The following is a 24,210-nucleotide window of genomic DNA, read 5'->3' as shown; positions in this document are numbered from 1 at the left end:
CGACTCACTGCGGCACCGGCTCGGTCCGGACCGTGGTCAGCGCGGCCAGCCCCGGGGTGATCCGCTCGGCGTCACCGAGCACCACCACCGCGGCCCGGGCCGGCGCGAGATACTGCGCCGCCGCCCGCGCGACGTCGTCGACGGTCGCCTTCGCCAGCCGGGCCGCGTACTCGGCGAGGAAGTCCAGGCGCAGTCCGCTGCCGGCGTACACGCTGGTCAGCGCCGCCAGCCCGGCCTGGGTGGACATGCCGAGCTGGAGGGTGCCGAGGGCGTACTGGCGGGCCTGCTCCAGCTCCTCGGGCTTCGGCGGCAACGACGCCAGCCGGCCCAGCTCGTACGTCGTCTCCAGCAACGCCGGGCCGGTGACCTCGGTGGCCACCTCGGCGGCGGCGACCAGCACGGACCCGGCCACCGAGTGCTCGATCACCGAGTGCGGGCCGTACGTGTAGCCCTTGTCCTCGCGGATGTTCTCCACCCAGCGGGAGGAGAAGTAGCCGCCGAAGACCAGGTTGGCCAGTTGCAGCGGAGCGTGGTCGGGATGGGTGCGCGACACGGCCGGCAGCGCGATCCGCAACGAGGACTGCACCGAGCCGGGCCGGTCGACCAGCAGCAGCGGCCCCGGCTCCAGCGGCGGGGTGGGCGGCAGTTCGGCCGTGCGGCCGGCGCCCTTCCAGTCGCCGAGCGCCCGCTCGGCCGCGTCCAGTGCCCGCTCCGGCTGCACGTCGCCGACGACCACCAGCTGCGCACCGGCCGGGTGGACCCGCTCGGCGTGCAGGCTGCGCAGTGCCGCCGGCCGGACGGCACGGATCTGGCCGGGCTGGGGGGTCTGCGTGGCGTACGGGTGCCGACCGTAGATCCGCTTCAGCAGCGCCTCCCGGGCCAGGTGCGCCGGTTGGCTCTGCGCCACCTGGATCCGGTCGATGAGCCGGTCCCGCTCGGTGGCCACATCGTCGCCGGGATAGCTGGCACCGGTCAGCACCTCCGCCAGCAGCTCCAGCATCCGGTCCAGGCCGGTGACCAGGCCGGCGCCGGACAGCATCAGCCGGTCCGGGTCGACGCCCGCGGAGAGCCCGCCGCCCACCTTCTGCAGCTCGGCGGCGATCTGCACGCTGGTCATCGACTCGGTGCCGGAGAGCATGGTCTGCGAGAGCATCGCCCCTCGCGCCAGGTGGGCCCGGCCGAACGGGACCCAGAGCCGCAGCTCGACCAGCGGCACAGCGGGTCGGCGTACCGCGATCACGGTGAGGCCGTTGCGCAGTGTGCGTTCGGCCTGCTTGGGCACCTTGAGCTTTCGGGTGGGGCCGAGCGGCGGCAGCGTACGCGGCCCGGGCACGACAGTGGCGGTCATCGGGAACCTCCGGCGATGACCTCGACCGCGGCGCGGCGCTCCGGACGCAGGGTGGCCGCGGCGGCCCGGACCTGCTCCTCGGTGACCTCGCCGACCAGCCGGGGCAGGTCGTTGAGCAGCCCCGGTTCGCCGCGTTGCTGTTCCAGGACGGCCATCCGCAGCGCGCGGCCGAGCACCGCGTCGGTGTCCCGCAGCAGGTGGGTCGCCATCCGGGCCTGGGTCCGGGCCAGCTCGCCCTCGGTCAGCCCGTCGGTGGCCAGTCGGTCCAACTCCTCGTCCATGGTGCGCAGCACCTTGTCCACGTCGCCGCCGGGCGGCAGGTGCGCCTGGAGCAGCAGCGCCGTCGGGTCGCGCACGTCGAACGGGTCGCCCATGAAACCGAGGTAGCCGCCGAGGCTGGTCACCGTGCGGTCGCGTTGGACCAGCCGCTCGACCAACCGTGACGCGTCGCCGTCGGTCAGCACCTCGGCCAGCACCACGTACGGCAGGTAGCCGGCGAAGTCGGTGACCGGGTCGGGCACCCGCCAGGCGCCGGCCACCGCCGGCAGCGGCGCCAGCTTGTCCGTGTACGAGGTGCGGCGCTCAGCGGTCAGGTCGGGCTCGGTGAAGTCGGGCCGCCGCGGTGCGGGACGGGCCGGCACGTCACCGAAGTGGCGGGTGACCAGCTCGGCCGCCTCGGCCACGTCGATGTCGCCGCTGACCGCCAGCACCGCGTTGCCGCTGGCGTAGTAGCGGCGGAAGAAGTCCGCGGCGTCGGCGACGGTCGCCGACTCCAGGTCGTCGAAGGAGCCGTAGCCGTCGTGCGCGTTGGGGAAGGTGTCGAACATGACCGGCGGCAGGGTCAGCCAGGGGAACCCACCGTACGGCCGGTTCAGCACATTGACCCGGATCTCCTCCTTGACCACGTCGACCTGGTTGCGCAGGTTCTCCTCGGTCAGCCGGGGGCCGCGCATCCGGTCCGCCTCCAGGAACAGCGCGCGCTCCAGCGCGTTGCTCGGCAGCGTCTCGAAGTAGTCGGTGTAGTCCAGGTGGGTGGAACCGTTGAAGGTGCCGCCGGCGCCCTGCACGTGCCGGAAGTGGGCCAGCTTCTCCAGATTCTCCGAGCCCTGGAACATCAGGTGTTCGAAGAGGTGGGCGAAGCCGGTGCGCCCCTCCGGCTCGGACCGGATGCCGACGTCGTAGACCACCGCCACCCCGATGACCGGGGCACTGCGATCGGGGGTGAGGACCACCCGCAGGCCGTTGTCGAGGGTGAACCGCTCGACCGGGTACTTCGTCGCTGGAATTCTGGATCTCCGCGCCGCCACGGGATCGACCCTAGCGCGTCGGCACCCCCGCCACCGGCGACCTCCGCGGAGCCGCCGCCACCGGGTTGGCCACCAGCGGCAGCACCTCGGCGCCGACCCGCTCGGCCTCCTCCCGGTGGGGCCAGCCGGAAAGGACGAACTCGTCCACGCCGAGCGCCGCGTACTCGTCGATGCGGGCCGCGACCTCGGCGTAGCTGCCGACCAGCGCGGTGCCGGCACCCTCGCGGACCAGGCCGACTCCGGCCCAGAGGTTCGGTGCGACGGTGAGCCCGTCGGTCCGGCCGGCGTTCAGCGCGGCCATCCGGGCCTGCCCGACGGAGTCCATCCGGCGGAACCGGGCCTGGGCGGCGGCGATCCGCTCGCGGCTCATCCCGGCCAGCAGCCGGTCGGCTTCGGCCCACGCTTCGGCGCTGGTGGGCCGGGCGATGACGTGCAGTCGGAGGCCGGTGTACAGGGTGCGGTCGTGCTCGGCGGCCAACGCCCGGATCCGGTTCACCCGCGCGGCGATCGCGGCCGGCGGCTCGCCCCACATCAGGTAGACGTCGGCCTGCCGGGCGGCCACGGCCTCGGCGGCCTGCGACGCTCCGCCGAAGTAGACCGGCGGCGGGTCGGTCAGGGGGTTGGCGAGGCCACCACCGTCGACGCGGTAGTGCGCGCCGGAGTAGTCGAAGGGCCGGCCGGCCCAGGCGCGGCGGAGCACCTCGATGAACTCTCCGGTGCGTGCGTACCGGTCGTCGTGCCCGAGGAAGTCGCCGTACGCGCGCTGCTCGGTGGGGTCGCCGCCGGTGACGATGTTGAGCGACAGCCGGCCGCCGGAGACGGCCTGGAACGCCTCGGCCTGCTGGGCGATCAGGGTCGGCAGCGCGAAGCCGGCCCGGACGGCGACCAGCATGCCGAGGCGCTCGGTGTGCTGGGCGACCGCCGCGCAGACGATCCACGGGTCGGGGCAGCCGGCGCCGACCGGGGTGAGCACGGCGGCGAAGCCGTGTGCCTCGGCGGCCCGGCCGACCTCGGCCAGGTACGCCACGGTGGCGGCCCGGTCGTGTCGGGCGGCACCTGCTGTGACGGTGGCGGCACCGACCTGGTCGCCGTCGCCGGAGGTGGGCAGGAACCAGTGGAAGGTCATCGGGAATTCGCCTCTCTACCGGTCGCCGAGGTGCCGCTTACCCTAGCAAGCCAGTAGGAAATGCCGACATATCTGAGACGCGGCTTCCCGGCATGTGGATGACTCTTGACGCTGACCACGGCCTGGCCCACTCTTCCTACCAACTAAGTAGGAATACTGCGGATTGGATGGACGATGAGACGGCTTCCTCTGCGCCGGTTGGTCACCCTGGCCACCATCGCCGCCCTCGGCGCGGCGACCCTGGGCACCGCCGCGTGCGGCGACGACAGCGAGGGCGCGGGCGGCAGCTCCGGCCCGGTGACGCTGCGACTCGGCTACTTCCCCAACATCACCCACGCACCGGCCGTCGTCGGCGTGGAGAAGGGCATCTTCGCCGAGAAGCTCGGCGCGGACGTGAAGCTGGACCCGAAGACCTTCAACGCCGGCCCGGCCGCCATCGAGGCGGTCTTCTCCGGAGCGCTGGACGCCACCTACATCGGTCCGAACCCGACCGTGAACGCGTTCTCCAAGTCCAGGGGCGAGGCCGTCCGGGTCGTCTCCGGTGCCGCCTCCGGCGGCGTGGCGCTGGTGGTCAAGCCCGGCATCACCGGCGTCCAGGACCTGAAGGGGAAAAAGATCGCCACCCCGCAGTTGGGCAACACCCAGGACGTGGCGATCCGCTACTGGCTCAAGCAGCAGGGGCTGACCACCACCAAGGAGGGTGGCGGCGACGTCAAGATCGTGCCCCAGGAGAACGCCCAGACGGTGGAGACGTTCAACAGTGGCGCGATCGACGGCGCCTGGGTGCCCGAGCCGTTCGTCTCCCGGCTGGTCAACGCCGGAGGCAAGGTGCTGGTCGACGAGCGCGACCTGTGGCCGGACAGGAAATTCGTCATCACCAACCTGCTGGTCAGCACCAAGTTCCTCAAGGCGCACCCGGACGTGGTGCAGAAGCTGGTCGACGGTCAGGTCGCCTCCAACGAGTTCGTCAACACCAAGCCCGACGAGGCCCAGCAGGCCATCTCCGACGCGATCGGGAAGATCACCGGCAAGCCGCTGGACCTGAAGCTGATCAAGCAGGCGTGGCCGACGTTGGAGTTCACCAACGACCCGATCTCCACCTCGCTCAAGGCCGGCCTCGACCACGCCGTCGACGTGGGGCTGACCGAGCCGGTGGACCTCAAGGGCCTGTACGACCTCACGTACCTCAACACCGCCCTGAAGGCGCAGGGCAAGCCCGAGGTCGTCCAGCCATGACGTCGACCACGACGGCGCCGGGGAGCGCGACCACCGCGGTCGCGCTCGCCGGCGTGACCAAGGTGTACGGACGCGGCGCGAACGCCGTACTGGCCCTGGACGGGGTGTCACTCGACCTGGCGCCGGGTGAGTTCGTCTGCCTGGTCGGGGCGTCCGGCTGTGGCAAGAGCACCCTGCTCAACCTCGTCGCCGGGCTGGACCGGCCAACCGGCGGGCAGATCGGGCTCGCCGGCCAGGCCAGCCCGGGGCTGATGTTCCAGGAGCCGGCGCTGTTCCCCTGGCTGACCGTCGAGGCCAACGTGGAGGTGCCGCTCAAGCTGCGCGGGCTCCCCCGGGCCGAGCGCCGCGAACGGGTCGCCGAACTGCTGCGGACGGTGCACCTGGCCGACTTCGGCCGCAAGCGCCCGCACGAGCTGTCCGGTGGGATGCGGCAGCGGGTCGCACTGGCCCGCACGCTCGCCCTGGACACCCCGGTGCTGCTGATGGACGAGCCGTTCGGCGCGCTGGACGCCATGACCCGGGACATCCTGCACGACGAGTTGGAACGGATCTGGTCCGAGCGCAAACTCTCCGTGCTCTTCGTGACGCACAACGTCCGCGAGGCCGCCCGGCTGGCCGACCGGATCATCCTGCTGTCCAGCCGCCCTGGCCGGATCATCTACTCCACCGAGGTGGACATCCCGCGCCCGCGGCGGATCGACTCCCCCGACGTCGCCGCCATCGCCGCCGAGGTCACCGAGCGGCTCCGTACGGAGGTGGGCCGCCATGGCCAGTGACACCCTCACCAGTACGGCGCGCACCGACGCGCAGATATCCGGCCTCGACGCGCTGGAGATCGCCGGCCGGGACAAGGAAAGATCCCGGGGCAGCCGGCTCTGGGCGGCCACCTGGCCCAAGCTGGCCGCCCTCGCCATCGTCATCGCGGCGTGGCAGGTGGTGGTGTGGTCGGGCTGGAAACCGCCGTACTCCCTGCCCGGGCCGCTGGTCGTCGGACGTGAGCTGCTGGCCCAGGCCCAGGGGCCGCAGCTCTGGGAGGGCCTGCTCACCACGCTGCGCCGGGCCGCCGTCGGGTACGTCTTCTCCGTCGCGGTCGGCCTGCTGCTGGGCCTGGCGGTGGCCCGGTCCACGGTGCTCCGCGCCGCCATCGGCTCGATGATCACCGCGTTGCAGACCATGCCGTCGATCGCCTGGTTCCCGCTGGCCATCCTGCTGTTCGAGCTGAGCGAGAAGGCGATCTTCTTCGTGGTGGTGCTCGGCGCGGCACCGTCCATCGCCAACGGGGTGATCTCCGGTGTGGACTACGTGCCCCCGCTGCTGCTGCGCGCGGGTCGCAACCTGGGCGCCCGGGGTCTCAACCTCTACCGGTACGTGATCGCACCCGCCGCGTTGCCGGCGATCGTCGCCGGGCTCAAACAGGGGTGGGCGTTCTCCTGGCGCAGCCTGATGGCGGGTGAGCTGATCGTGGTCGGCATCTCGCAGACCTCACTCGGCGCCCAGCTCACCTACTCCCGCGAGCTGTCCGACGCGCCCTGGCTGCTCTCCACCATGATCGTCATCCTGGTGCTCGGCCTCGTCGTGGACGCCGCCTTCGGTGCGGCGGACAAGGCGATCCGACGCCGCTGGGGCGTACTGGACCAGGCTGGTCAGTGACGTGTACGTCTCCGCGCGCAGCGACTACGCGCTCCGGGCGATGCTCGCCGTCGCCGCCGGTCACGGCGGCGGCGGCGAGGGTGGTGGCGGCGAGCTGGTGAAGGCGGCCAGTCTCGCCGAGGTGCAGGAGATACCGCTCAGCTTCCTCCAGGGCATCCTGCTCGACCTGCGCCGGGCAGGCCTGCTGCTCAGCCACCGGGGCAGCGACGGCGGGTACGCGCTGACGCGCCCCGCCGACGAGATCACCGTCGGGGACGTGCTGCGAGCGGTCGGCGGCTCGCTGACCACGGTGCGCGGGCTGCCGGCCGAGCGGGCCGGATACCACGGGGTGGCCGCCGGGCTGACCGACGTGTGGCTGGCGGTGCACGGGGCGATCGCCACCGTGGTCGACAGCACCACCCTCGCCGACCTGCTCACCGACCGCGCCCCCACGGCCTTCTGACCGCCTGGTCCGACGGCATGGCCGAGCGTCACGCGCCAGGCGTTCGAGGGCCGTCACGACGAGGCGGTGTGGTCGGGCCGGTGCCCCGCCGACCCGACCACACCTCGTACCGATCCTGACCGGGCCTGCCCCTCCGCCGGCACCGGTCGGTCCGGCCGCTGCTCAACCCACGTGTGCGACCGTCGGACCGGAGCCCGGGTCGCCGGGGGTGTGCAGCTCCACCAGACCGGCGGGAGCGTTACCCGCCGGGGTGGCATGCCAGGGTGCGAAGGCCGCAACCATGGCGAGCAACAGCCCGGCGAGCGCGACCGCGACCACCAGGATCAGTTCGCGCAGTGCCCCCGAGCCGGCTTCGCCCGCCATGGTCACCCCTCCCGTGCCGGGTCCCCCGCCCGGCCTCCCCCCGCGGGTCAGCTTCGACCACCGACGGCCGTGGCACAGTCAGGCAACCGACCCCTCCGAGGCTGATTACCGACGCAGCCGACCGCCGGACGGGCAACCACCCGCACCAGGACGGCGGCACAGACAGACCGACCCGCCCGGCCGAAGCGGGGCGGGTCGGTCTGCGGTGTACGGATCAGACGGTGCGCGGGCGGCGCGGGCGGCGGGACCGGCCCGACGCGCGGTGCGCGGGGCGGGCGCCACCGTCGGCGACCGGTCCACCGGCGGTACGTCCCCGGCCGGCGGCCGGCGGCGGTGCGGCGATGGTCACCGGCACGCCCGACGGCTCGCGGGCACCGGTCACCCGGGCCAGCGCCCCGTCGCCCGGGCGCACCTGGACCGACTCGGGCCGGATGCCGGCGGTGGCCATCAGGCGGGACACGTCCCGGCGCTGCTCGGGCAGGACCAGGGTGACCACGCTGCCGGACTCACCGGCCCGGGCGGTGCGGCCGCCCCGGTGCAGGTAGTCCTTCGCCTCGGTCGGCGGGTCCACGTTGACGACCATGTCCAGGCCGTCGACGTGGATGCCCCGGGCCGCCACGTCCGTGGCGACCAGGGCGGTCACCTGCCCGTTGCGGAACTGCTCCAGGATCCGGGTGCGCTGCGGCTGGGACTTGCCGCCGTGCAGCGCGGCCGCGCGTACCCCCTTGGAGAGCAACTGGCGGGCGAGCCGGTCGGCGCGGTGCTTGGTGCCCATGAACAGGATGGTGCGGCCCTCGCGGGCGGCGATCCGGGTCAGGGCGTCGGGCTTGTCCACCGCGTCGACGTGCAGCACGTGGTGGGTCATCGCGGTCACCGTGGCGGTGCCCGGGTCGACGGAGTGCGTCACCGGGCTGCTCAGGAAGCGCCGGACCAGCCGGTCCACGCCGCCGTCCAGGGTCGCCGAGAACAGCATCCGCTGCCCCTGCGGCGCGACCTGCTCCAGCAGCTTGGTGACCTGCGGCAGGAAGCCCATGTCGGCCATCTGGTCGGCCTCGTCCAGCACGGTGATCTCGACCTGGTCGAGCCGGGCGTCGCCGCGGTTGATCAGGTCGTGCAGCCGGCCGGGGGTCGCCACGACCACCTCGGTGCCGGCGCGCAGGGCGTCCGCCTGACGCTGCAACGACAGCCCGCCGACGACGGTGGCGCAGCGCAGCCCGACAGCCCGTGCGTACGGGGCGAGCGCGGTGGTGACCTGCTGGGCCAGCTCCCGGGTCGGCACCAGCACCAGGGCCAGCGGGCGACCCGGCCGGGCCTTGCGGCCGGCGGTGCGGGAGAGCAGCGGAAGCCCGAAGGCGAGGGTCTTGCCGGAGCCGGTGCGACCCCGGCCGAGCACGTCCCGACCGGCGAGCGAGTCGGGCAGCGTGGCCGACTGGATCGGGAACGGCTCCGTGATGCCCTGCGCGGTCAGCGCGCTGAGCAGCGCCGGCGCCAGACCGGTATGGGCGAACGAAGGAATAACAGTGGTCACGCAGAAGCCTTCCTCGACGCGGCACGTGTCGAGGGAGGGCGCCGAGAACGGCGCTGTCACCGGCGGACAAAGACCGCCAGGACTCACAAGCACGAACCGAAGGTTGTACGGGCCGGCCCGCCGCCGGGCCGCCGCCTGCTCACGCAGGTCGACGGCGGGGCGGGCCGGTCCCGTCACCACCGCGCCCGGAGGGCGCAGCGGGTAGTGCCGACCGATCCGAAGATCAGATCGGGCGGATGTTCTCCGCCTGCGGGCCCTTCTGGCCCTGGGTCACCTCGAACTCGACCCGCTGGTTCTCGTCCAGGCTCCGGTAGCCGGAGGACTGGATCGCCGAGAAGTGTGCGAAGACGTCAGCGCCGCCGCCGTCCGGGGTGATGAAGCCGAAGCCCTTGTCAGCGTTGAACCACTTCACGGTGCCAATAGCCATGTGTTTCGTCTCCTTGACGGAACGTCGGACTCGCACTTGTTGCGAGCCCGAAGAGGAGCGCTCCGCGCGGGAATGCGCGAATCGCCTGTCGCTTCTGGTCGCCCCGCCCGGAGAACTCCGGACACAACAAAGAGCGCCTGGGGCCACAATCCCGCCAGGCGCACACAGAGTCTCTGGTAACCAAAACTGCAACCCGTTCAACCTACCACGGATTTTCGCCCCGAGGTCAATGTTGGACGGAATCTTCGGGCAACCTGGCGATCAGGGCCGTGAGCCCGGTCACGTCCAGCAGGTCGGCCGGGCGCACCGTCACCCCGTGCCGGACGTAGTGGAACGCCGCACCCACCCGGTCGACCGGCACACCCGCCAGCTCCGCCCAGGCCAGTCGGTAGACGGCCAACTGCACCGCGGCCACCTCCGCCGCCGGACCGGAGGGCTGCGCACCGGTCTTCCAGTCGACCACGTCGAACCGGCCGCCCGGCCGGGCGAAGACGGCATCCATCCGCCCCCGGACCACCACCCCGGCGATCACCGTGGCGAACGGCACCTCCACCTCCACCGGCGCCCGGTCGGCCCACTCGCTGGCCAGGAAGCGCTCCTGAAGCTCCACGAGCGCCTCGTCCGGCGCGGCATCCGCGTCGGCCGCACCCGGCAACTCGTCCAGGTCGAGCAGCCGGTCAGCGCCGAAGCGCTGCTCCAGCCAGGCGTGGAAGGCCGTACCGCGACGGGCGTACGGGTTGGGCTCGGTGGGCACCGGACGACGCAGCGTCCGGGCCAGCGCCGCCGGGTCGCGGCGCAACGCGACCAGCTGGGTGACGGTCAGTTGGCCGGGCAGGGCCACCTCGACCGCGCCGGAGAGCCGCGTCAACTCGGCCCGCTCGGCGAGCAGCAGATCCGCCTCGCGCTGCCAACGCGCCACCTCCGGGTCCACCTCCGGCACACCGGCGATCACCACCTCCGCCGGCCCGTCGGTCATCAGACGGCGGACCAGCGCGGCCGCCTCCGCCAGCGCCGGCCGACGCCCGCCCAGCGGGTCGGCCGGCCACTCGGCGCGGAGCACCACCTCGGCGGTCGGATTCGTCGCGTCCGGGGTCGGTTCCGGCGCCCACGCGTCGACCAGGTGCCCCGGGCCGCCGTCCAGGCAGGCGTCGTACACCTCGCGCAGGAAGACCGACGGGCCGCGCGGCCGCTTGGTCCCCTCGCCCCACCAGTAGCCCGAGCAGAGCAGCAGCCGGCGCGGCCGGGTCACCGCCACATAGGTCAGCCGGCGCTCCTCCCGCTCGTCGTGGGCCCGCCAGGCGTCCGTGAAGTCGGTCACCGCCCGGGCCACGGCCCGCTGGTCCGCCGCCTCGTCCAGCGCCAGCTCGGGCAACCCGTCGGCGTCGCCGCGCAGCGGGAACGGCAGCACGCCCAGCCCGCCCAGCCAGTGGTCGGAGTTGCGTACCGGCCCCGGCCACAGCCCACGGCTCAGCCCCGCCACCGCCACCACGTCCCACTCCAGCCCCTTGGCGGCGTGCGCGGTGACCACCTGCACCGCGCCCTCCACCACCTCGACCTCGCCGGGAGCGAGGCCGCGCTCCTCGTCCTCCGCGGCGGCCAGATAGGACAGGAAGCCGGCGAGCGTCGCACCAGGGGTCTCGCCGCTGAAGCGGGCCGCCACGTCGCCGAGCGCGTCCAGGTGCCCCCGGGCCAGACCGGCGTCGCCGGCGCCGTCCCGGCCGGCGCGCACCGCGACCTCCACATCCAGGCCGATGGTCCGCTCGATGTCCGCGATCAGGTCCGGCAGTGCCTGGTCCAGGCGGTAGCGCAGCAGCGCCAACTCCCGGCCGTACGCGCGCAGCCGCGCGAACCCCTCCGCCGAGTACGCCTGCGCCGGGCCGAGGTCGGCCAGCGCCTCCACCAGGGTCGCCTCGTCCAGCAGGTCGGGACTGATCTCGGACGCCTCGTCGGCGGCCACCTGCCGCCGGGCGTTGGCGATGGCCCGCGCCCGCCGGTGCAGGGCCACCAGGTCACGCGGCCCGATCCGCCAGCGGGCACCGGTGAGCAGCCGCAGCAGGGCGGCGCCGTCGGTCGGGTCGGCCAGCACCCGCAGCGTGCAGACCACGTCGCGTACCTCGGGGGTGTCCAGCAGACCACCCAGCCCGACCACCTCGACCGGGAGGCCACGGTCGCGCAGCGCCGACTCGATGGCCGGGATCTGGCTGCGGACCCGCACCAGAACCGCGGTCGTCGGGCGCTGCGCCACCGGGATGTGCTCGGGCGCCGCGCCGGGCATCCGGGCCGCGCCACGCCACGCCGCGAGCACGCTGTCGGCGATCCAGTCCGCTTCGTCGGCGTACGTGGGCAGCAGCGCGCAGTGCACGGTGCCACCCGCGGCCCCACCCGGGCTGCGGTGCGGAATCGGGTCCCGGACCGTCAGCGCGGAGCGCAGCTCCGGCACCCGGGCACCGGCTGCGCGTAGCGGGGTGGACAGCGCGTTCGCCACCCGGAGGATCTCCGGCCGGTTGCGCCAGCTGGTGGTGAGCCCGAGCGCCACGGCCGGCTCGCCGTCGGCCCGGGCGAACTCGGTCGGGAACCGGTCCAGGGTGCCCGCGCTGGCCCCCCTCCAGCCGTAGATCGACTGGCACGGGTCCCCCACCGCCGTCACCGGGTGCCCGCCGCCGAACAGGGCGTTGAGCAGCACCACCTGGGCGTGGCTGGTGTCCTGGTACTCGTCGAGCAGCACCACCCGGAAGCGGTCCCGCTCGATCTCGCCGACCGCCGGGTGGTCCCGGGCGACCCGGGCCGCCCGGGCGAGCTGGTCGGCGAAGTCCATCGCCTCGAAGTCCTCCTTGCGCCGGGCGTACGCACGGACCAGCGGCAGCAGGCGCAGCCGGGTCTGTTGCAGGGCGAGCGCCTTGCGCACGTCGGCGTAGACCCGTCCCGGCCGGGACTGCACCTCGGCGAAGAACCGTCCGGTCCAGGCCGCCAGCTCGTCCGGGGCGACCAGATGCTCGTCCAGCTCCCCGGCGAGCGCCAGCACCGCGTCGGTGATGGTGCTCGGCATCCGGTCCACCTCGGACATGTCGCCGTCGTAGTTACGCACCAGCAGGTCGACCAGCTGCCAGCGGGACGCCTCGGTGAGCAGCCGGGTGGACGGCTCGTAGCCCGCCCGCAGCCCGTGCTCGGTGACGATCCGCCCGGCGTACGAGTGGTACGTGGAGACGGTGGGCTCGCCGGCCAGCGGATCGTCCAGCGGGTCCCGGCCCTGCCGGCCGAGGCGGCGGATCAGCTGGTCGAGCCGGGTCCGTACCCGGTGGGCCAGCTCGCCGGCCGCCTTACGGGTGAACGTCAGCCCGAGGATCTGCTCCGGGCGCACGTACGAGTTGGCCACCAGCCACACCACCCGCGCGGCCATCGTCTCGGTCTTGCCGGACCCGGCCCCGGCGACCACCAGCAACGGCTCCACCGGGGCGGCGATGATGGCGGCCTGTTCCCGGGTGGGCGCCGGCAACCGCAGCAGCTTGGCCAGTTCCACCGGGGTGTAGCGGGGGCCAGCGTCGGCGAGTCGGGGCGCCGGCGCGGGACCGGTGCCGAAGAGCGTGGGTTGGGTCACGGCGCCGCCTCGGCTCGCGGCTGCGGGGCGCGCACGACCGGCATACACCTCGCGCTCACGGCGACGTCGTTCGTGACTGCGCGAATCGCACGCTCACTCCTCGCCTTCACGGGAGCTCCGGGTGGTCGGCGGTTCGACGACCTGGCGCCCCTGCCCGGAGACCGGGCAGCTGGTGCGCACCGGGCAGACCCGGCACTTCGAGTTGGCCACCGCGGCGAACGTGGCGGCTGCCATCGTATCGGCGGTCCGCCGGACCAGCGCGGTCGCCCAGCCTGCCGCCGGTCCCTCGCCGACCGCCGGCTGGTTCTGCTCCCGGGCGTCCTTGGCCGACGTGCCGAGCTGCACCAGCGCGGCGCCGCCGGACTCGTCGCCGAATTCGGCGAACGCCCCCGCCTCCACCGCCGCCTGGTACGCGCCCAGTTGGGGGTGCTCGGCCAGGTCGGTGCCGGTGACCGCGGTGGACTTGCCGGTCTTGAGGTCGATAACCACCAGCCGCCCGTCGTCGTCGACCTCCAGCCGGTCGACCCGACCGGTCAGGTCGACGGGCCGGTGCGGGTCGTCCAGGCGGACCGCGAACTCGTGCTCGATGGCGAGCAGCCGGCGCGGGTTGGTCGCCAGCCAGCGCAGCAGCTTGTCGACCATCGCCTCGGCGCGCTCCCGCTCCGGGCCGGCCATCCACCGGGCCGCCAACTCGATCGCGTCGAACCGCGCGGCCACGTAGTCGAGCAGGGCGCCCCGGTCGGCGCTGGCGTCCTCGGCGAGCATCGCGGCGGCGTGCACCAGATTGCCCACCCCCTGGGCGGTGCTGGTCGGGCCGCTGCCGCCGTGCCGTTCCAGCAGCCAGCGCAGGCTGCACCGCAGCGCGCTCTCCATGGCCGACGGGGTGACCCGCACCGGTTCACCCTCATCGACCAGTGGACGGTCGTCGGAGAGCGCCCGCAGCCCCCACCAGTCGTCGGGGTGCGCGCCGGGCACGCCGGCGGCGGCGAGGCGAGCCAGCTCGGTGGCCGCGGCGCGCCGCCGGGCCGCCGGCGCATTCGGGTCGGTGATCGCGGTACGCAGCTCGGCCACCAGCGCCGGCAGGGTGAGCGCCCGGGGTGGCCGGGTGACCGGCAGCGCACCGGGCCGGGCCGGCTCGCCGTCCTCCCCCGCCGCCGCGTCGACGGTCTTCACCTCGGCCGACCCGCCGTTGGTGGGCGCGGCGCCGGGGGTGCCGTCGCCGGTGGGTGGCGCGGCCGGGCTGCCGTCGTCGGTGGGACCGCTGGTCGGCGGGCCGGTGCGGGGCCCGGGTGGTGTGGGCGGGTCGACCGGCCCGGTGCCGCCCGGTGGGCTCGGCGGCGCGGTGGGACCCAGCTCGTGGAGGAAGCGACTCGGCTGTTCCTCGTGGTCGTCGCCGCCAACCGCGGCCGACGCCACGGCGGTGACCAGCAGCCGGTGCCGGGCCCGGCTGACGGCCACGTGGAAGAGGCGGCGTTCCTCGTCGAGCAGCGCGGAGGTCTGACCCACCACGTTCGCGACGGTCGCGCCGCCGACGGAACGGCCGGCCAGCACGTCGACCAGGCGCTCCGAGCCGAGCAGGCTGCCGCGCAGACGCAGGTCCGGCCAGATGCCCTCCTGCACCCCGGCGACCGCGACCAGGTCCCACTCCAGACCCTTCGCGGCGTGTGCGGTGAGCAGGCGGACGGCCGCGCCCCGGTCGGCGGTCGGGGCGATGGTGTCCGCCGGCAGGTCCTGGCCCAGCACGTGGTCGAGGAAGACCTCGGTGCGGGCGCCGGGAAGCCGGTCGGTGAACCGGGCCGCCGCGTCGAAGAGCACCAGCACCGCGTCCAGGTCACGGTCGGCCGCCTCGGCCCGTCGCCGTCGGGCCAGATCACCCTCACCGGCCGCCGGCGGCGCCTGCCCGATGGCGCCGGCCCACCGTTCGGCCAGCCCGCTGGCCTGCCAGACGGCCCAGAGCACGTCCTCGGCGGTCGCGCCGGGACGGGCGGCGATGTCCCGGGCGGTGGCCAGCAGCCCGGCCACCGCCTGCGCCGGCTCCGCCCAGCGCCGGTCGATGCCGGCCAGCTCGGCCGGGTCACGCAACGCCTCGACGATCAGCTCCCCGGACGGACGCCGGTCACCGCCGGCCAGCGCCAACGCGCGCAGGCCCTGCCGCAGCCGCCGCTCGGCCAGCGGATCGGCCCCGCCGAGCGGGGAGTGCAGCAGCGCGACCGCCGCCTCCTCGTCCAGGCGGTCCGGTTCCAGGGCGCAGCGCAGCAGAAGCAGCAGGGGTGCCACCGCCGGTTGCAGATGCAGCGGCAGGTCCTCACCGTGCACCACGGTCGGCACGCCGGCCGCGTGCAGTGCCCGTTGCAGGCTGGGCAGCTGCAACGCGGTCGACCGCACGAGCACCGCCATGCGCGACCAGGGCACGCCGTCGAGCAGGTGGGCGGAGCGCAGCGCGTGGGCCAGCCAGGCGGCCTCGCTGGTCGCCGAGCGGAACGTGTGCACCTCGACCACGCCGGTCGGGGCGTCCGGCAGGGGTTGCAGCCGGCGGTGTGCCGCCGGCCCTCGCAGCCGGCGGCCCAGCCGGGCGATCGCGGCGAGCAGGCCCGGCCCGGCGCGGTAGGAGGTGGTCAGCAGCACCTGCGCGGCCGGCGCCCCGGAGGCCGTCCGGAACCGGTGCGGGAAGGTGGTCACGCCGGCCGGATCGGCGCCCCGGAAGGCGTACGTCGAGGAATCCGGGTCGGCGAAGGCGACCAGCGACTTGCCCCCACCGGCGATCACCGAGAGCAGTTCGAGCTGGGCGGGGTCGGTGTCGGCCAGCTCGTCGACGTACACGTGGGCGAGCCGGCGACGCTCGGCGGCCAGCAGCTCCTCGTCGTCGCGCAGCAGCCCGGTGGCGGCCCGGACCAGCTCGGCCGGGTCGTACGCGATCGAGCCCCGGTTGCTGACGTCGCGCAGCGCGAGCACCGCGACGTACTCCCGGAGGAACCGGGCGGCCGCCGGCCAGTCGGCGCGGCCGAGCTTCTCGCCCAGCCGGGCCAGGTCGACCGGGCCCACGCCGCGTTCGGCGGCGCGCATGAGCAGGTCGCGCAGCTGGCCCGCGAAGGCCCTGGTCCGCAGGGCCGGGCGCAGATCGGTCGGCCAGCCGACCGGGTCGTCCTCGGGCTCCTCGCCCACCACGTCCAGCAGCTCGCGGATGATCAGATCCTGCTCGGGGCCGGTGAGCAGGCGGGGCGACGGTTCGCCACGCTCGGCGGCGGCCCGGCGGAGCAGCCCGAAGGCGTACGCCGGGAAGGTGCGGACCAGCGGCTCGCGCAGCACACGGTGGCCGTCCTGCGCCACCCGCGCCTCGATCCGCTGGCGCAGGGCGGTGGCTCCTCGGCGGCCGAAGGTGAGCACCAGGATCCGTTCGGGATCGACCCCCTCGGCAACCCGGGCGGCGACGGCCTCGACCAGGGTGCTGGTCTTGCCGGTGCCCGGCCCGCCGAGCACCAGCATCGGCCCGCCGGTGTGCCCGACCACCTCCGTCTGCGCCGGATCGACCCGTCGGCCGGCCCCGCCGACCCGAGCCTCGGTTGCGCGCTCGTCGTCATGGCTGCCGACCGCCGCACCGCCGCCGGGCACGTCGACGCCACCGGCGGCCACGGTGCCGCCGGTCTGCGCGTCCCCGTCCCCCCGCGCCGGCCCCCCGGACCGCCGCACCAACCGGTACGCCTGCATCAGCTCATCCCATCACGCCCATACGACACCGAACCCGTCCCACCACTCCACCCCATCCACCTCCATCGATCATGAGGTTGGCGGTGCGACACGCCGACGACGGCGCGGCCAACCTCATGATCGACGGGGTGGGTCGGCCGGAGGCCGGAGGGTGCGGGGTCAGGTTAGGCGGGACTCCAGTGCCCGCAGCGCGGCGGGGATGGAGTCGGCCACGGTGAGGAGGTCGAGGCCGGCCGGTTTGAGGAAGTGCCGGTCGGCGAGCGTGCCGAGCCAGTCCAGCAACGGCCGGTAGAAGCCGTCGGTGTCGACCAGCACCATCGGCTTGGTGTGCAGGGTGAGAGTGGCGGTCGTCCAGACCTCGAACAGCTCGTCCAGGGTGCCGAGCCCACCGGGCAGGGCGAGGAACGCGTCCGACTTGTCGATCATGAGGGTCTTGCGGCTGGCCATCGAGTCGGTCACCAGCAGCTCGTCCGAGCGCAGGTCGGCGACCTCCAGGTCGACCAGCGCCTGCGGGATCACGCCCAGCGTGCGCCCGCCGGCGGACCGGGCGCCGTCCGCGACCGCGCCCATCATGCCGACACACCCGCCGCCGCTGACCAGCGTGTGCCCGCGCCGGGCCAACTCGGCACCCGTCTCGGTGGCCAGGTCCAGCCAGCGCTGGTCGAGGGTGCGGGAGGAGGCGCAGAAGACGCAGATGGCCGCCATCAGCCCTCCCGCGACTGCTCGGCCGCCTGCTCGGCGGCGGTCTGCTGGTCGGCGGCGGTACGGGCGACGGCCTCGTCGCGGACCGCCTCCTGCTCGGCGGAGAGCGCCGCCTCGGACTCGACGATGTGCCGGACCGCCGCGTTGACGTCGTCGGTGAGGCAGATCAGCTCCAGGTCGACCGGACCGATCTTGCCGTCGGCGGCCATCGTGTCGCGCAGCCAGTCGAGCAGCCCCTGCCAGTAGGCGACCCCCATCAGCACCACCGGGAACCGGGTGACCTTGCCGGTCTGCACCAGGGTGAGCGCCTCGAAGAGCTCGTCCATGGTGCCGAACCCACCGGGCAGCACGACGAACGCCTGCGCGTACTTGACGAACATGGTCTTGCGGGCGAAGAAGTAGCGGAAGTCGATGGCCAGGTCGACCCATTCGTTGATGCCCTGCTCGAACGGCAGCTCGATGCCGAGCCCGACGGAGAGCCCGCCGGCCTCGCTGGCGCCCCGGTTGGCGGCCTCCATCACCCCCGGCCCACCTCCGGTGATCACCGCGTAGCCGGCCCGGGCCAGCGCGCCGCCCAACTCCTCGGCCAACCGGCACTCGGCGGTGTCCGGGCCGCTGCGCGCGGAGCCGAAGACGCTCACCGCGGGAGGCAGGTCGGCGAGGGTGTCGAAGCCCTCGACGAATTCGGAGAGGATGCGCAGCGCCCGCCAGGCGTCCCTGGTCTTCCAGTCGCCCCGCCCGCTGGAGTCGAGCAGCCGCTGATCGGCTGTGCTGCTCGGGATGGCTCCCCGGCGGAGCGTGACGGCGCCCCGGTGCCGCTCCTGTCCCGGACCGCGGCCGGCCTCCCGCCCGTTGCTCTGGCTCATGGAGCAACCGTAGTGGAGCGGCACCTGTCGGGTGGCCGGGGCGGGGACGCCGAGAAATAGTTTGAGATCTTGGGCAACTAATCGGCTTCCCCGTACGTCTTACTATTCACATACCGGGTATGCCCGGGCGCGCGCCTTCGGGGGAGGAGACAGCGTGATCAGCAACAGCGAGATGATCCGGATCCGTCGCCAGATGCAGCGACGGATCCGAGACGTGGTGGCGGAGCGCCGCCGCACCCGCCAACTGGACCCGCCCCTCGCCGCCCCCGCACCCTCCGGAGCTGATCAAGAGGTTTGCGTCGCCGACAACGGGCCCGGCTGACGCAAACCTCTTGATCACCGGGAACGGGATCAGGCCGGGGCCAGCCAGCGGTGCAGGGTTGCGGCACCGTCACGGATCTTGGTGATCTCGACGTGCTCGTCCTTGTGGTGGGCCAGGTTCGGGTCCCCCGGGCCGAAGTTCAGCGCCGGGATGCCCATGGCCGCGAACCGGGCCACGTCCGTCCAGCCCAGCTTGCCGATCGGCGCCGCGCCGACCGCCGCCAGGAACTCCTTCGCCGGGGCCGCCTCCAGCCCCGGGGCCGCGCCGGCCGCCGCGTCGGTCACGGCCAGCTCGAATCCCGCGAAGACCTCCCGCAGGTGCGCCTCCGCCGCCGCCGGGTCGCGATCCGGGGCGTACCGGTAGTTGACCTCGATCTCGCAGTGGTCCGGGATCACGTTCCCCGCGACGCCGCCGGTGATCCGGACCGCGTTCAGACCCTCGCGGTAGTCGCACCCCTCGATGGTGACCCGGCGCCCCTCGTACGCCTGGAGCCGCCGCAGCACCTCACCGGCGGCGTGGATCGCGTTCACCCCGTGCCAGGAGCGCGCCGCGTGAGCCCGCTCCCCCGTGGTCGTCACGATGGCCCGCATCGTGCCCTGGCAGCCCGCCTCGACGATGCCGTACGTGGGCTCCAGCAGCACCGCGAAGTCCGCCTCCAGCCACTCCGGGTACGCCTGGCCGACCAGGTTCAGCCCGTTGTACCTCGACTCGATCTCCTCGGCCTCGTAGAAGAAGTACGTCACGTCGTAGCGCGGATCGGGCAGCGTCACCGCGAGGTGCAGGGCGTACGCGACACCGGACTTCATGTCGGAGGTGCCGCAGCCGTACATCAGGTCGCCGCGCATGGTCGACGGGAAGTTGTTGTTCAGCGGCACCGTGTCCAGGTGCCCGGCCAGCACGACGCGCTGCGACCGACCCAGGTCGGTGCGCGCCATCACCGTGTTGCCGTGCCGGTGGGTGGTCAGGTGCGGTACGCCCCGCAGCACCTCTTCGACGCAGTCGGCGATCGCCTTCTCGTTGAGGGACACGGACTCTATGTCAACCAGTGCGCGGGTCAGCGCCACCGGATCGGCGAGGACCTCGGGGGTCAGCGGGTTCTCCATGGTTCGCACGGTACCTTCAGGTCTGGCAGCGCGAAGAGTGAGCGTGCGTGCCTCGGAGGCGAGCGCGGGCGGTGAGTTCGCGAGCCCCGCAGTCGTGAGCAGAGGCCGGCCCGGCCGCGACCGAAAGGTGACACAGTGACGTCCGCAGATTCCGCCTGGGGCATCGGCCTTGCCACCGTCACCGCAGACGAACAGGTGCTCGACACCTGGTACCCGACCGGCAAGCTGGGCCTGGGTGAGCTGCCGCTGGTCGCCGGTGAGGACAAGGCGGACGTGCTGGACCTGCCGCCGGCCGCGCTCGGCGACCGGCCGCTGCCCGGTCTGCGTACCGTGCAGGTGGTCACCGTGATCGGCTCGCTGGACGACCCGATCAAGGACGCCCCGGACGCGTACCTCCGGTTGCACCTGCTCTCGCACCGCCTGGTCCGGCCCAACCAGCTCAACCTGGACGGCATCTTCGGCAAGCTGGCCAACGTGGCCTGGACCTCCGCCGGGCCGTGCCCCCCGGAGCGGGTGGACGAGCTGCGGGTGATCGAGCGGGCCGCCGGTCGCCACCTGGCGGTGTACGGGGTGGACAAGTTCCCCCGCATGACCGACTACGTCGTCCCCTCCGGTGTGCGGATCGCCGACGCCGACCGGGTCCGCCTCGGCGCCCACCTGGCCGCCGGCACCACCGTGATGCACGAGGGCTTCGTCAACTTCAACGCCGGCACCGTGGGCACCTCGATGGTGGAGGGGCGGATCGTGCAGGGCGTGCTGGTCGGCGACGGCTCCGACGTCGGCGGTGGCGCCTCGATCATGGGCACGCTCTCCGGTGGCGGCACCGAGAAGGTGAGCATCGGCGAGCGGAGCCTGATCGGCGCGAACGCCGGTGTCGGCATCTCCCTCGGCGACGACTGCGTGGTCGAGGCGGGCTGCTACATCACCGCCGCCTCCAAGATCTCCCTCCCGGACGGCCGGGTGGTCAAGGCCCGGGAGCTGTCCGGCGTCGACGGCCTGCTGTTCTGGCGCAACTCCGTGACCGGCGCGCTGGAGGCCCGGCCGCGCACCGGGCGGGGCATCGAGCTGAACGCCGCGCTGCACGCCAACGACTGACGGCCCCGCCGGGTCCGCGGCACCGCGCCGCGGACCCGGACGGGGTACGCCTCAGCGCAGCCGGTACGCCTGGATGATCTGTTGGGTCACCGTGTTGCCGGCGGTGTCCCGGGCGGTGGCCCGCAGCGACACGTAGCCGGCGCCAGCCGGATGCTGCAACAGGGCCGACCAGCCGTCGGTGGAGGTGCGGACCAGCTTCGCCTTGTCCCAGCTCTTCCCGCCGTCGTAGGAGACGTCGACAGCGAGCTTCTCCACCCGGGCGGCCGGCGCGCCGGGTTGCCGCTGCACTCGCACCGGGACGACGAAGCCCTGACCGGCCGGAGCGCTGTTGTCGACCCGCAACGGCGGAGCGAAGCGGACCGCCGACAGGGGCAGTCGGGCCGGCGTCTCACCGGCGACGTGCCCCGACCGGAAGGTCCAGCTGGATTCCACCTCGGTGCTCAGGTCGGTGAAGCTTCGCTTCGACGACGTGACGAGGCGGTAGTCCGCCCTACCCGGCGGCACGGTGAACTCTCCGTAGCCGGCGTACTCGCTCTCGCCGACCAGCTTGCCGTTGCGCCAGAGCTTGGTGTGCTCGCTGTCGCTCAGCGAGGCGCCCGGGTGCCCGGCCGCGTCGCTGAATATCGGCACGTCGACCACGATGGTGTCGCCGACCCGGCTGACGCTCTGGTACGGCCAGCGCGGGTTCGGGAAGGACGGCGAGTACGGCGCCTGGTTCCAGATCTCCTGCACCGTCCGCCCGGCCCGGTACGCGGTGGGGGTGGAGAAGAGCACTGCCTTCGGAATCAACCATCCGTCCTCGTCCACCGTTCCGAAGTAGACCTCGGATTCCCACTTCACGCCCTTGGTGTTGTAGTACTCGACCCGCTGACCGGGCACGACGGTGGGCAGGACCAGGGCGGAACTACCGACGTTGTACCCCAGCGCGGGGTACACGATCCGCTCGGCCTCCATGCCCGGGTAGCCACCGCGGAACCGGTGCACGACGGTGGCCAGGTCCCGTCGGGTGTAGTCGCGGACGAACCCGGTGGGCATCCGGCCAGGGATCGCTTCGGCCAGCGCGTACAGGTACGGGCTGTTGGCCGGGTCCGACCTGGTCCACTGGCTGCTGACGGTGGCGACGAACCGGTCGGCGGAGATCGGCTTGCCGAGCTGACCGCTGGTCAGGCCGGTGAACGTGTCCGCCCAGAGCCCGACCCCGTACCCACTGCCGTCCTCGGCGTTGAAGTTGCCGCTGAGATCGATCAGTTGCGGGACGGCGGTCCGGTCCGGAACGGTCGTCCGCACCGGCTTGGACCGGCGGGCGTCCACGACGATCCGCGTGTCCCGCTCGATGGTGACTTCGGGCTGCATCAACAGGGACATCCCGCGCTGCTCATCATCCGGACCGGGCTCGAAGACGAGACCGCTCAGGCCATAGTGCCCCTTGGGCACCCGCACGGTGGCCACCCCGTCGGAACTGACGAGGTCCCAGGAGCCAAAGGTGTCCATCCCGAGCAGCAGGGTCCAGTGGTCCGCGGTGCGCGCGCCGGCGCGGTTCAGGTGCTCCACGGTGAGCGTGTAGCTCTCCACCTCCCGGTTCACGGCCAGCGGGGTGACCGCGACCGCCGCACCCGACCGGGCCACGATCCGCCCGGTCCAGTAACCGTCGGCGTCGCCGAGCCGGGTGTCCGTGGTGACGGTCGTGGCGGCCGTGCCGCCCGCCGGCAGGGTGAGTTGGTTGGCGCCCAACTGGAACAGGCCGGCCGGCAGCGCGCGACCGCCCGGGCCGGCGCCCTCGATGCTCAGGTCCACGGTGACCGGGGTCGGACCGTCGTTGCGCCAGGTCACCGTGCGGGTGATCGGGGTGTCGTCGCCGTGCGGCCAGAGGGTGCGCCCGAACGAGACGCTCACCGGGTCGGTACTGACCGTCTGCGTGATCGCGCGGGCGGCGTCGACCCGCCCGGCGCCCTGCTGGTAGGCGGTCTGCGTCGCGTGCGGCTTCACGGCGGCCATCAGGGTGGCCTTGAGCCGGTCGGCCCGCCAGCCCGGGTGCTGCTGGGCCAGCAGCGCCGCCGACCCGGCCACGTGGGGAGTGGCCATGGAGGTGCCGGAGAGCGTGACGTAGCGCTCCCCCACCGGCTCGCCGATCACACCATTGGCGGCGCGTGCGGCGACGATGTCGACGCCCGGCGCCGTGATGTCCGGCTTCAGCGCGTCGTCGCCGACCCGGGGGCCCCGGCTGGAGAAGTCGGCGAGTTCGTCATCGCGGTCCACCGCGCCAACGGCGAGCGCGGCGTCGGCGCTGGCCGGCGAGCCGACCGACCCGTCCGCGCCGTCGTTGCCGGCGGCGGTCACGAAGAGCGTGCCGGTCTGCGCCGTCAAGGTCTGCACCGCCTCCTCCAACGGATCGACCTCGGGGGTGTCCCAGCCACTGAGGCTCATGTTGACCACCGCGGCCTTCTTCTCCACCGCGGCCCACTGCATGCCGGCGAGGATCGCCGAGTCGCTGCAGCCGGTGTCCTCGCAGACCTTGCCGTCGAGCAGGGTCGCGTCCGGCGCGACGCCCCGGTACCGGCCGTCGGAGGCCGCGCCGCTGCCGGCGATGGTGGAGGCCACGTGGGTGCCGTGACCGATCACGTCCCGGCCGTCGGGGACCTCGGTGAAGTTGCGCGCCTCGGCCACCTTGCCGGCAAGGTCGGGATGGCTCGCGTCGACGCCGGTGTCCAGCACCGCGACGGACACGCCCTTGCCGGTGAACCCGGCCGACCATGCGGTGGGCGCGCCGATCTGCGGCACGCTGTGGTCGAGAGTCACCCGGCGGCGACCGTCCAGCCAGATCCGCTCGACGCCCCCCGCCGCGCCGAGCCGGGCGGCGCCGGGGCCGGTGGTGACCGTCGCCCAGACCGCGCCCAGGGAGGACTTGCCCGTGCTCAGGGCCGCGCCGCGGATCGCCGGCAGCTCGCGGGTGACCCGCGCGCCGGGCAGCGTGCCCGGGGCACTCCGGGCGCTGCCCGTCGAGCCGTACGAGACCAGCAGCGGCAGGGTGTCACGGTGGGCGTCGTCGTAGCGCGCCTCGACCAGCGCGGTGACGTCGAAGAGCCGCCGGTCCACCCGGCCGGAGCGGAGCAGCGGCAACGCGTCCTGCGGCGTCACCGAGAGGTGGCCCCGCTCGCGTCGGACGAGGAACCGTACGTCCTCCCGGCCGGCGCCCGGTTGGACGGCGGCGCCGGACGCGGTGACCGTCACCCGGTCGCCGGTGATCAGGGTGACCGTGGCCGATCGGTCGGCGGTGGGGCCGCCGGGGGCGGCCGGGCGGGTCGGCAGGTCCGCCCGGCCCGGCGTACCGGGGGCGGCGGCGGAGGCAGCGGCGGGGACCGGCGCCGAGAGCGCCAGTACGGACACGAGGCCGAGTG

At 73.6% G+C, this 24,210-nt stretch carries 18 protein-coding genes; 6 read left to right on the top strand and 12 right to left on the bottom strand.

All coding sequences use genetic code 11. From position 1 onward, the window contains the following. Positions 1–4: 4 nt before the first annotated feature. From ACTWLT_RS13665 to ACTWLT_RS13655, 3 genes are read right to left on the bottom strand one after another with little or no spacing between them, the layout of a single operon-like run. Positions 5–1,348 carry a M16 family metallopeptidase gene (locus tag ACTWLT_RS13665; RefSeq protein ID WP_445318708.1) on the bottom strand — a complete coding sequence of 448 codons (1,344 nt, stop codon included), beginning with the start codon at positions 1,346–1,348 and terminating at the stop codon, positions 5–7. Further along, complete coding sequence (locus tag ACTWLT_RS13660; RefSeq protein WP_445318707.1) at positions 1,345–2,655, bottom strand: M16 family metallopeptidase; 1,311 nt, start codon at positions 2,653–2,655, stop codon at positions 1,345–1,347. Before ACTWLT_RS13660 ends, ACTWLT_RS13665 begins: the two co-directional genes overlap by 4 nt. A 10-nt stretch (positions 2,656–2,665) precedes the next feature. Beyond that, on the bottom strand, positions 2,666–3,781 hold the full coding sequence (locus ACTWLT_RS13655; RefSeq protein WP_445318706.1) for an LLM class flavin-dependent oxidoreductase: 1,116 nt from the start codon (positions 3,779–3,781) through the stop codon (positions 2,666–2,668). Between the two features lie 174 nt (positions 3,782–3,955). Between ACTWLT_RS13655 and ACTWLT_RS13650 the strand changes: the two genes are divergently transcribed. From ACTWLT_RS13650 to ACTWLT_RS13635, 4 genes are read left to right on the top strand one after another with little or no spacing between them, the layout of a single operon-like run. Further along, on the top strand, positions 3,956–5,017 hold the full coding sequence (locus ACTWLT_RS13650) for an ABC transporter substrate-binding protein (RefSeq protein ID WP_445318705.1): 1,062 nt from the start codon (positions 3,956–3,958) through the stop codon (positions 5,015–5,017). Continuing rightward, positions 5,014–5,793 (top strand): ABC transporter ATP-binding protein, encoded by a 780-nt coding sequence (locus ACTWLT_RS13645; protein WP_445318704.1) that lies wholly within the window; start codon positions 5,014–5,016, stop codon positions 5,791–5,793. The genes ACTWLT_RS13650 and ACTWLT_RS13645 overlap by 4 nt, the downstream gene beginning before the upstream one ends. Further along, on the top strand, positions 5,783–6,667 hold the full coding sequence (locus ACTWLT_RS13640; RefSeq protein WP_445318703.1) for an ABC transporter permease: 885 nt from the start codon (positions 5,783–5,785) through the stop codon (positions 6,665–6,667). The genes ACTWLT_RS13645 and ACTWLT_RS13640 overlap by 11 nt, the downstream gene beginning before the upstream one ends. Before the next feature lies 1 nt (position 6,668). Continuing rightward, on the top strand, positions 6,669–7,109 hold the full coding sequence (locus ACTWLT_RS13635) for an RrF2 family transcriptional regulator (RefSeq protein WP_252419029.1): 441 nt from the start codon (positions 6,669–6,671) through the stop codon (positions 7,107–7,109). Between the two features lie 162 nt (positions 7,110–7,271). Here the strand turns inward: ACTWLT_RS13635 and ACTWLT_RS13630 are convergent, their stop codons facing one another. The 7 genes from ACTWLT_RS13630 to ACTWLT_RS13600 form a co-directional block, all read right to left on the bottom strand. After that, entirely contained in the window at positions 7,272–7,472 is a 201-nt protein-coding gene (locus ACTWLT_RS13630; RefSeq protein ID WP_445318702.1) for a hypothetical protein, read from the bottom strand. Positions 7,473–7,686: 214 nt separating this feature from the next. After that, positions 7,687–9,000 (bottom strand): DEAD/DEAH box helicase, encoded by a 1,314-nt coding sequence (locus tag ACTWLT_RS13625; protein ID WP_252419027.1) that lies wholly within the window; start codon positions 8,998–9,000, stop codon positions 7,687–7,689. A 223-nt stretch (positions 9,001–9,223) separates the two neighbouring features. Beyond that, positions 9,224–9,427, bottom strand: a complete 204-nt coding sequence (gene cspE, locus ACTWLT_RS13620; protein WP_101369720.1) for a transcription antiterminator/RNA stability regulator CspE — start codon at positions 9,425–9,427, stop codon at positions 9,224–9,226. Between the two features lie 226 nt (positions 9,428–9,653). Then, on the bottom strand, positions 9,654–13,022 hold the full coding sequence (locus ACTWLT_RS13615; protein ID WP_445318701.1) for an ATP-dependent helicase: 3,369 nt from the start codon (positions 13,020–13,022) through the stop codon (positions 9,654–9,656). Positions 13,023–13,115: 93 nt separating this feature from the next. Continuing rightward, complete coding sequence (locus tag ACTWLT_RS13610; protein ID WP_445318700.1) at positions 13,116–16,727, bottom strand: ATP-dependent helicase; 3,612 nt, start codon at positions 16,725–16,727, stop codon at positions 13,116–13,118. A gap of 159 nt (positions 16,728–16,886) precedes the next feature. Further along, a complete protein-coding gene (locus ACTWLT_RS13605) occupies positions 16,887–17,432 on the bottom strand; it encodes an LOG family protein (RefSeq protein WP_445318699.1) in 546 nt (181 codons plus the stop codon). After that, a complete protein-coding gene (locus ACTWLT_RS13600) occupies positions 17,432–18,295 on the bottom strand; it encodes an LOG family protein (protein WP_445318698.1) in 864 nt (287 codons plus the stop codon). Before ACTWLT_RS13600 ends, ACTWLT_RS13605 begins: the two co-directional genes overlap by 1 nt. A gap of 154 nt (positions 18,296–18,449) precedes the next feature. Between ACTWLT_RS13600 and ACTWLT_RS13595 the strand changes: the two genes are divergently transcribed. Then, positions 18,450–18,617: a hypothetical protein gene (locus tag ACTWLT_RS13595; RefSeq protein ID WP_252419022.1), complete on the top strand. Its 168-nt coding sequence runs from the start codon at positions 18,450–18,452 to the stop codon at positions 18,615–18,617. Between the two features lie 29 nt (positions 18,618–18,646). Here the strand turns inward: ACTWLT_RS13595 and dapE are convergent, their stop codons facing one another. Further along, on the bottom strand, positions 18,647–19,720 hold the full coding sequence (gene dapE, locus ACTWLT_RS13590) for a succinyl-diaminopimelate desuccinylase (protein WP_445318697.1): 1,074 nt from the start codon (positions 19,718–19,720) through the stop codon (positions 18,647–18,649). Positions 19,721–19,855: 135 nt separating this feature from the next. On the opposite strand from dapE, the gene dapD reads away from it, so the two are divergent. Further along, positions 19,856–20,815: a 2,3,4,5-tetrahydropyridine-2,6-dicarboxylate N-succinyltransferase gene (gene dapD, locus ACTWLT_RS13585; RefSeq protein ID WP_252419020.1), complete on the top strand. Its 960-nt coding sequence runs from the start codon at positions 19,856–19,858 to the stop codon at positions 20,813–20,815. 51 nt (positions 20,816–20,866) lie between these two features. On the opposite strand, the gene ACTWLT_RS13580 is transcribed toward dapD, so the two are convergent. Continuing rightward, positions 20,867–24,199 carry a S8 family serine peptidase gene (locus ACTWLT_RS13580; protein WP_445318696.1) on the bottom strand — a complete coding sequence of 1,111 codons (3,333 nt, stop codon included), beginning with the start codon at positions 24,197–24,199 and terminating at the stop codon, positions 20,867–20,869. Positions 24,200–24,210: the final 11 nt, after the last annotated feature.

Source organism: Micromonospora yongxingensis (assembly GCF_052601155.1).
This window is presented reverse-complemented; position numbering and strand designations above follow the sequence as displayed.

Coding starts and splice junctions, on each gene's coding strand:
- ACTWLT_RS13665 (WP_445318708.1), bottom strand. CDS start 1,348: ATGACCGCCACTGTCGTGCCCGGGCCGCGTACGCTGCCGCCGCTCGGC.
- ACTWLT_RS13655 (WP_445318706.1), bottom strand. CDS start 3,781: ATGACCTTCCACTGGTTCCTGCCCACCTCCGGCGACGGCGACCAGGTC.
- ACTWLT_RS13650 (WP_445318705.1), top strand. CDS start 3,956: ATGAGACGGCTTCCTCTGCGCCGGTTGGTCACCCTGGCCACCATCGCC.
- ACTWLT_RS13645 (WP_445318704.1), top strand. CDS start 5,014: ATGACGTCGACCACGACGGCGCCGGGGAGCGCGACCACCGCGGTCGCG.
- ACTWLT_RS13640 (WP_445318703.1), top strand. CDS start 5,783: ATGGCCAGTGACACCCTCACCAGTACGGCGCGCACCGACGCGCAGATA.
- ACTWLT_RS13630 (WP_445318702.1), bottom strand. CDS start 7,472: ATGGCGGGCGAAGCCGGCTCGGGGGCACTGCGCGAACTGATCCTGGTG.
- cspE (WP_101369720.1), bottom strand. CDS start 9,427: ATGGCTATTGGCACCGTGAAGTGGTTCAACGCTGACAAGGGCTTCGGC.
- ACTWLT_RS13610 (WP_445318700.1), bottom strand. CDS start 16,727: ATGCAGGCGTACCGGTTGGTGCGGCGGTCCGGGGGGCCGGCGCGGGGG.
- ACTWLT_RS13605 (WP_445318699.1), bottom strand. CDS start 17,432: ATGGCGGCCATCTGCGTCTTCTGCGCCTCCTCCCGCACCCTCGACCAG.
- ACTWLT_RS13600 (WP_445318698.1), bottom strand. CDS start 18,295: ATGAGCCAGAGCAACGGGCGGGAGGCCGGCCGCGGTCCGGGACAGGAG.
- dapE (WP_445318697.1), bottom strand. CDS start 19,720: ATGGAGAACCCGCTGACCCCCGAGGTCCTCGCCGATCCGGTGGCGCTG.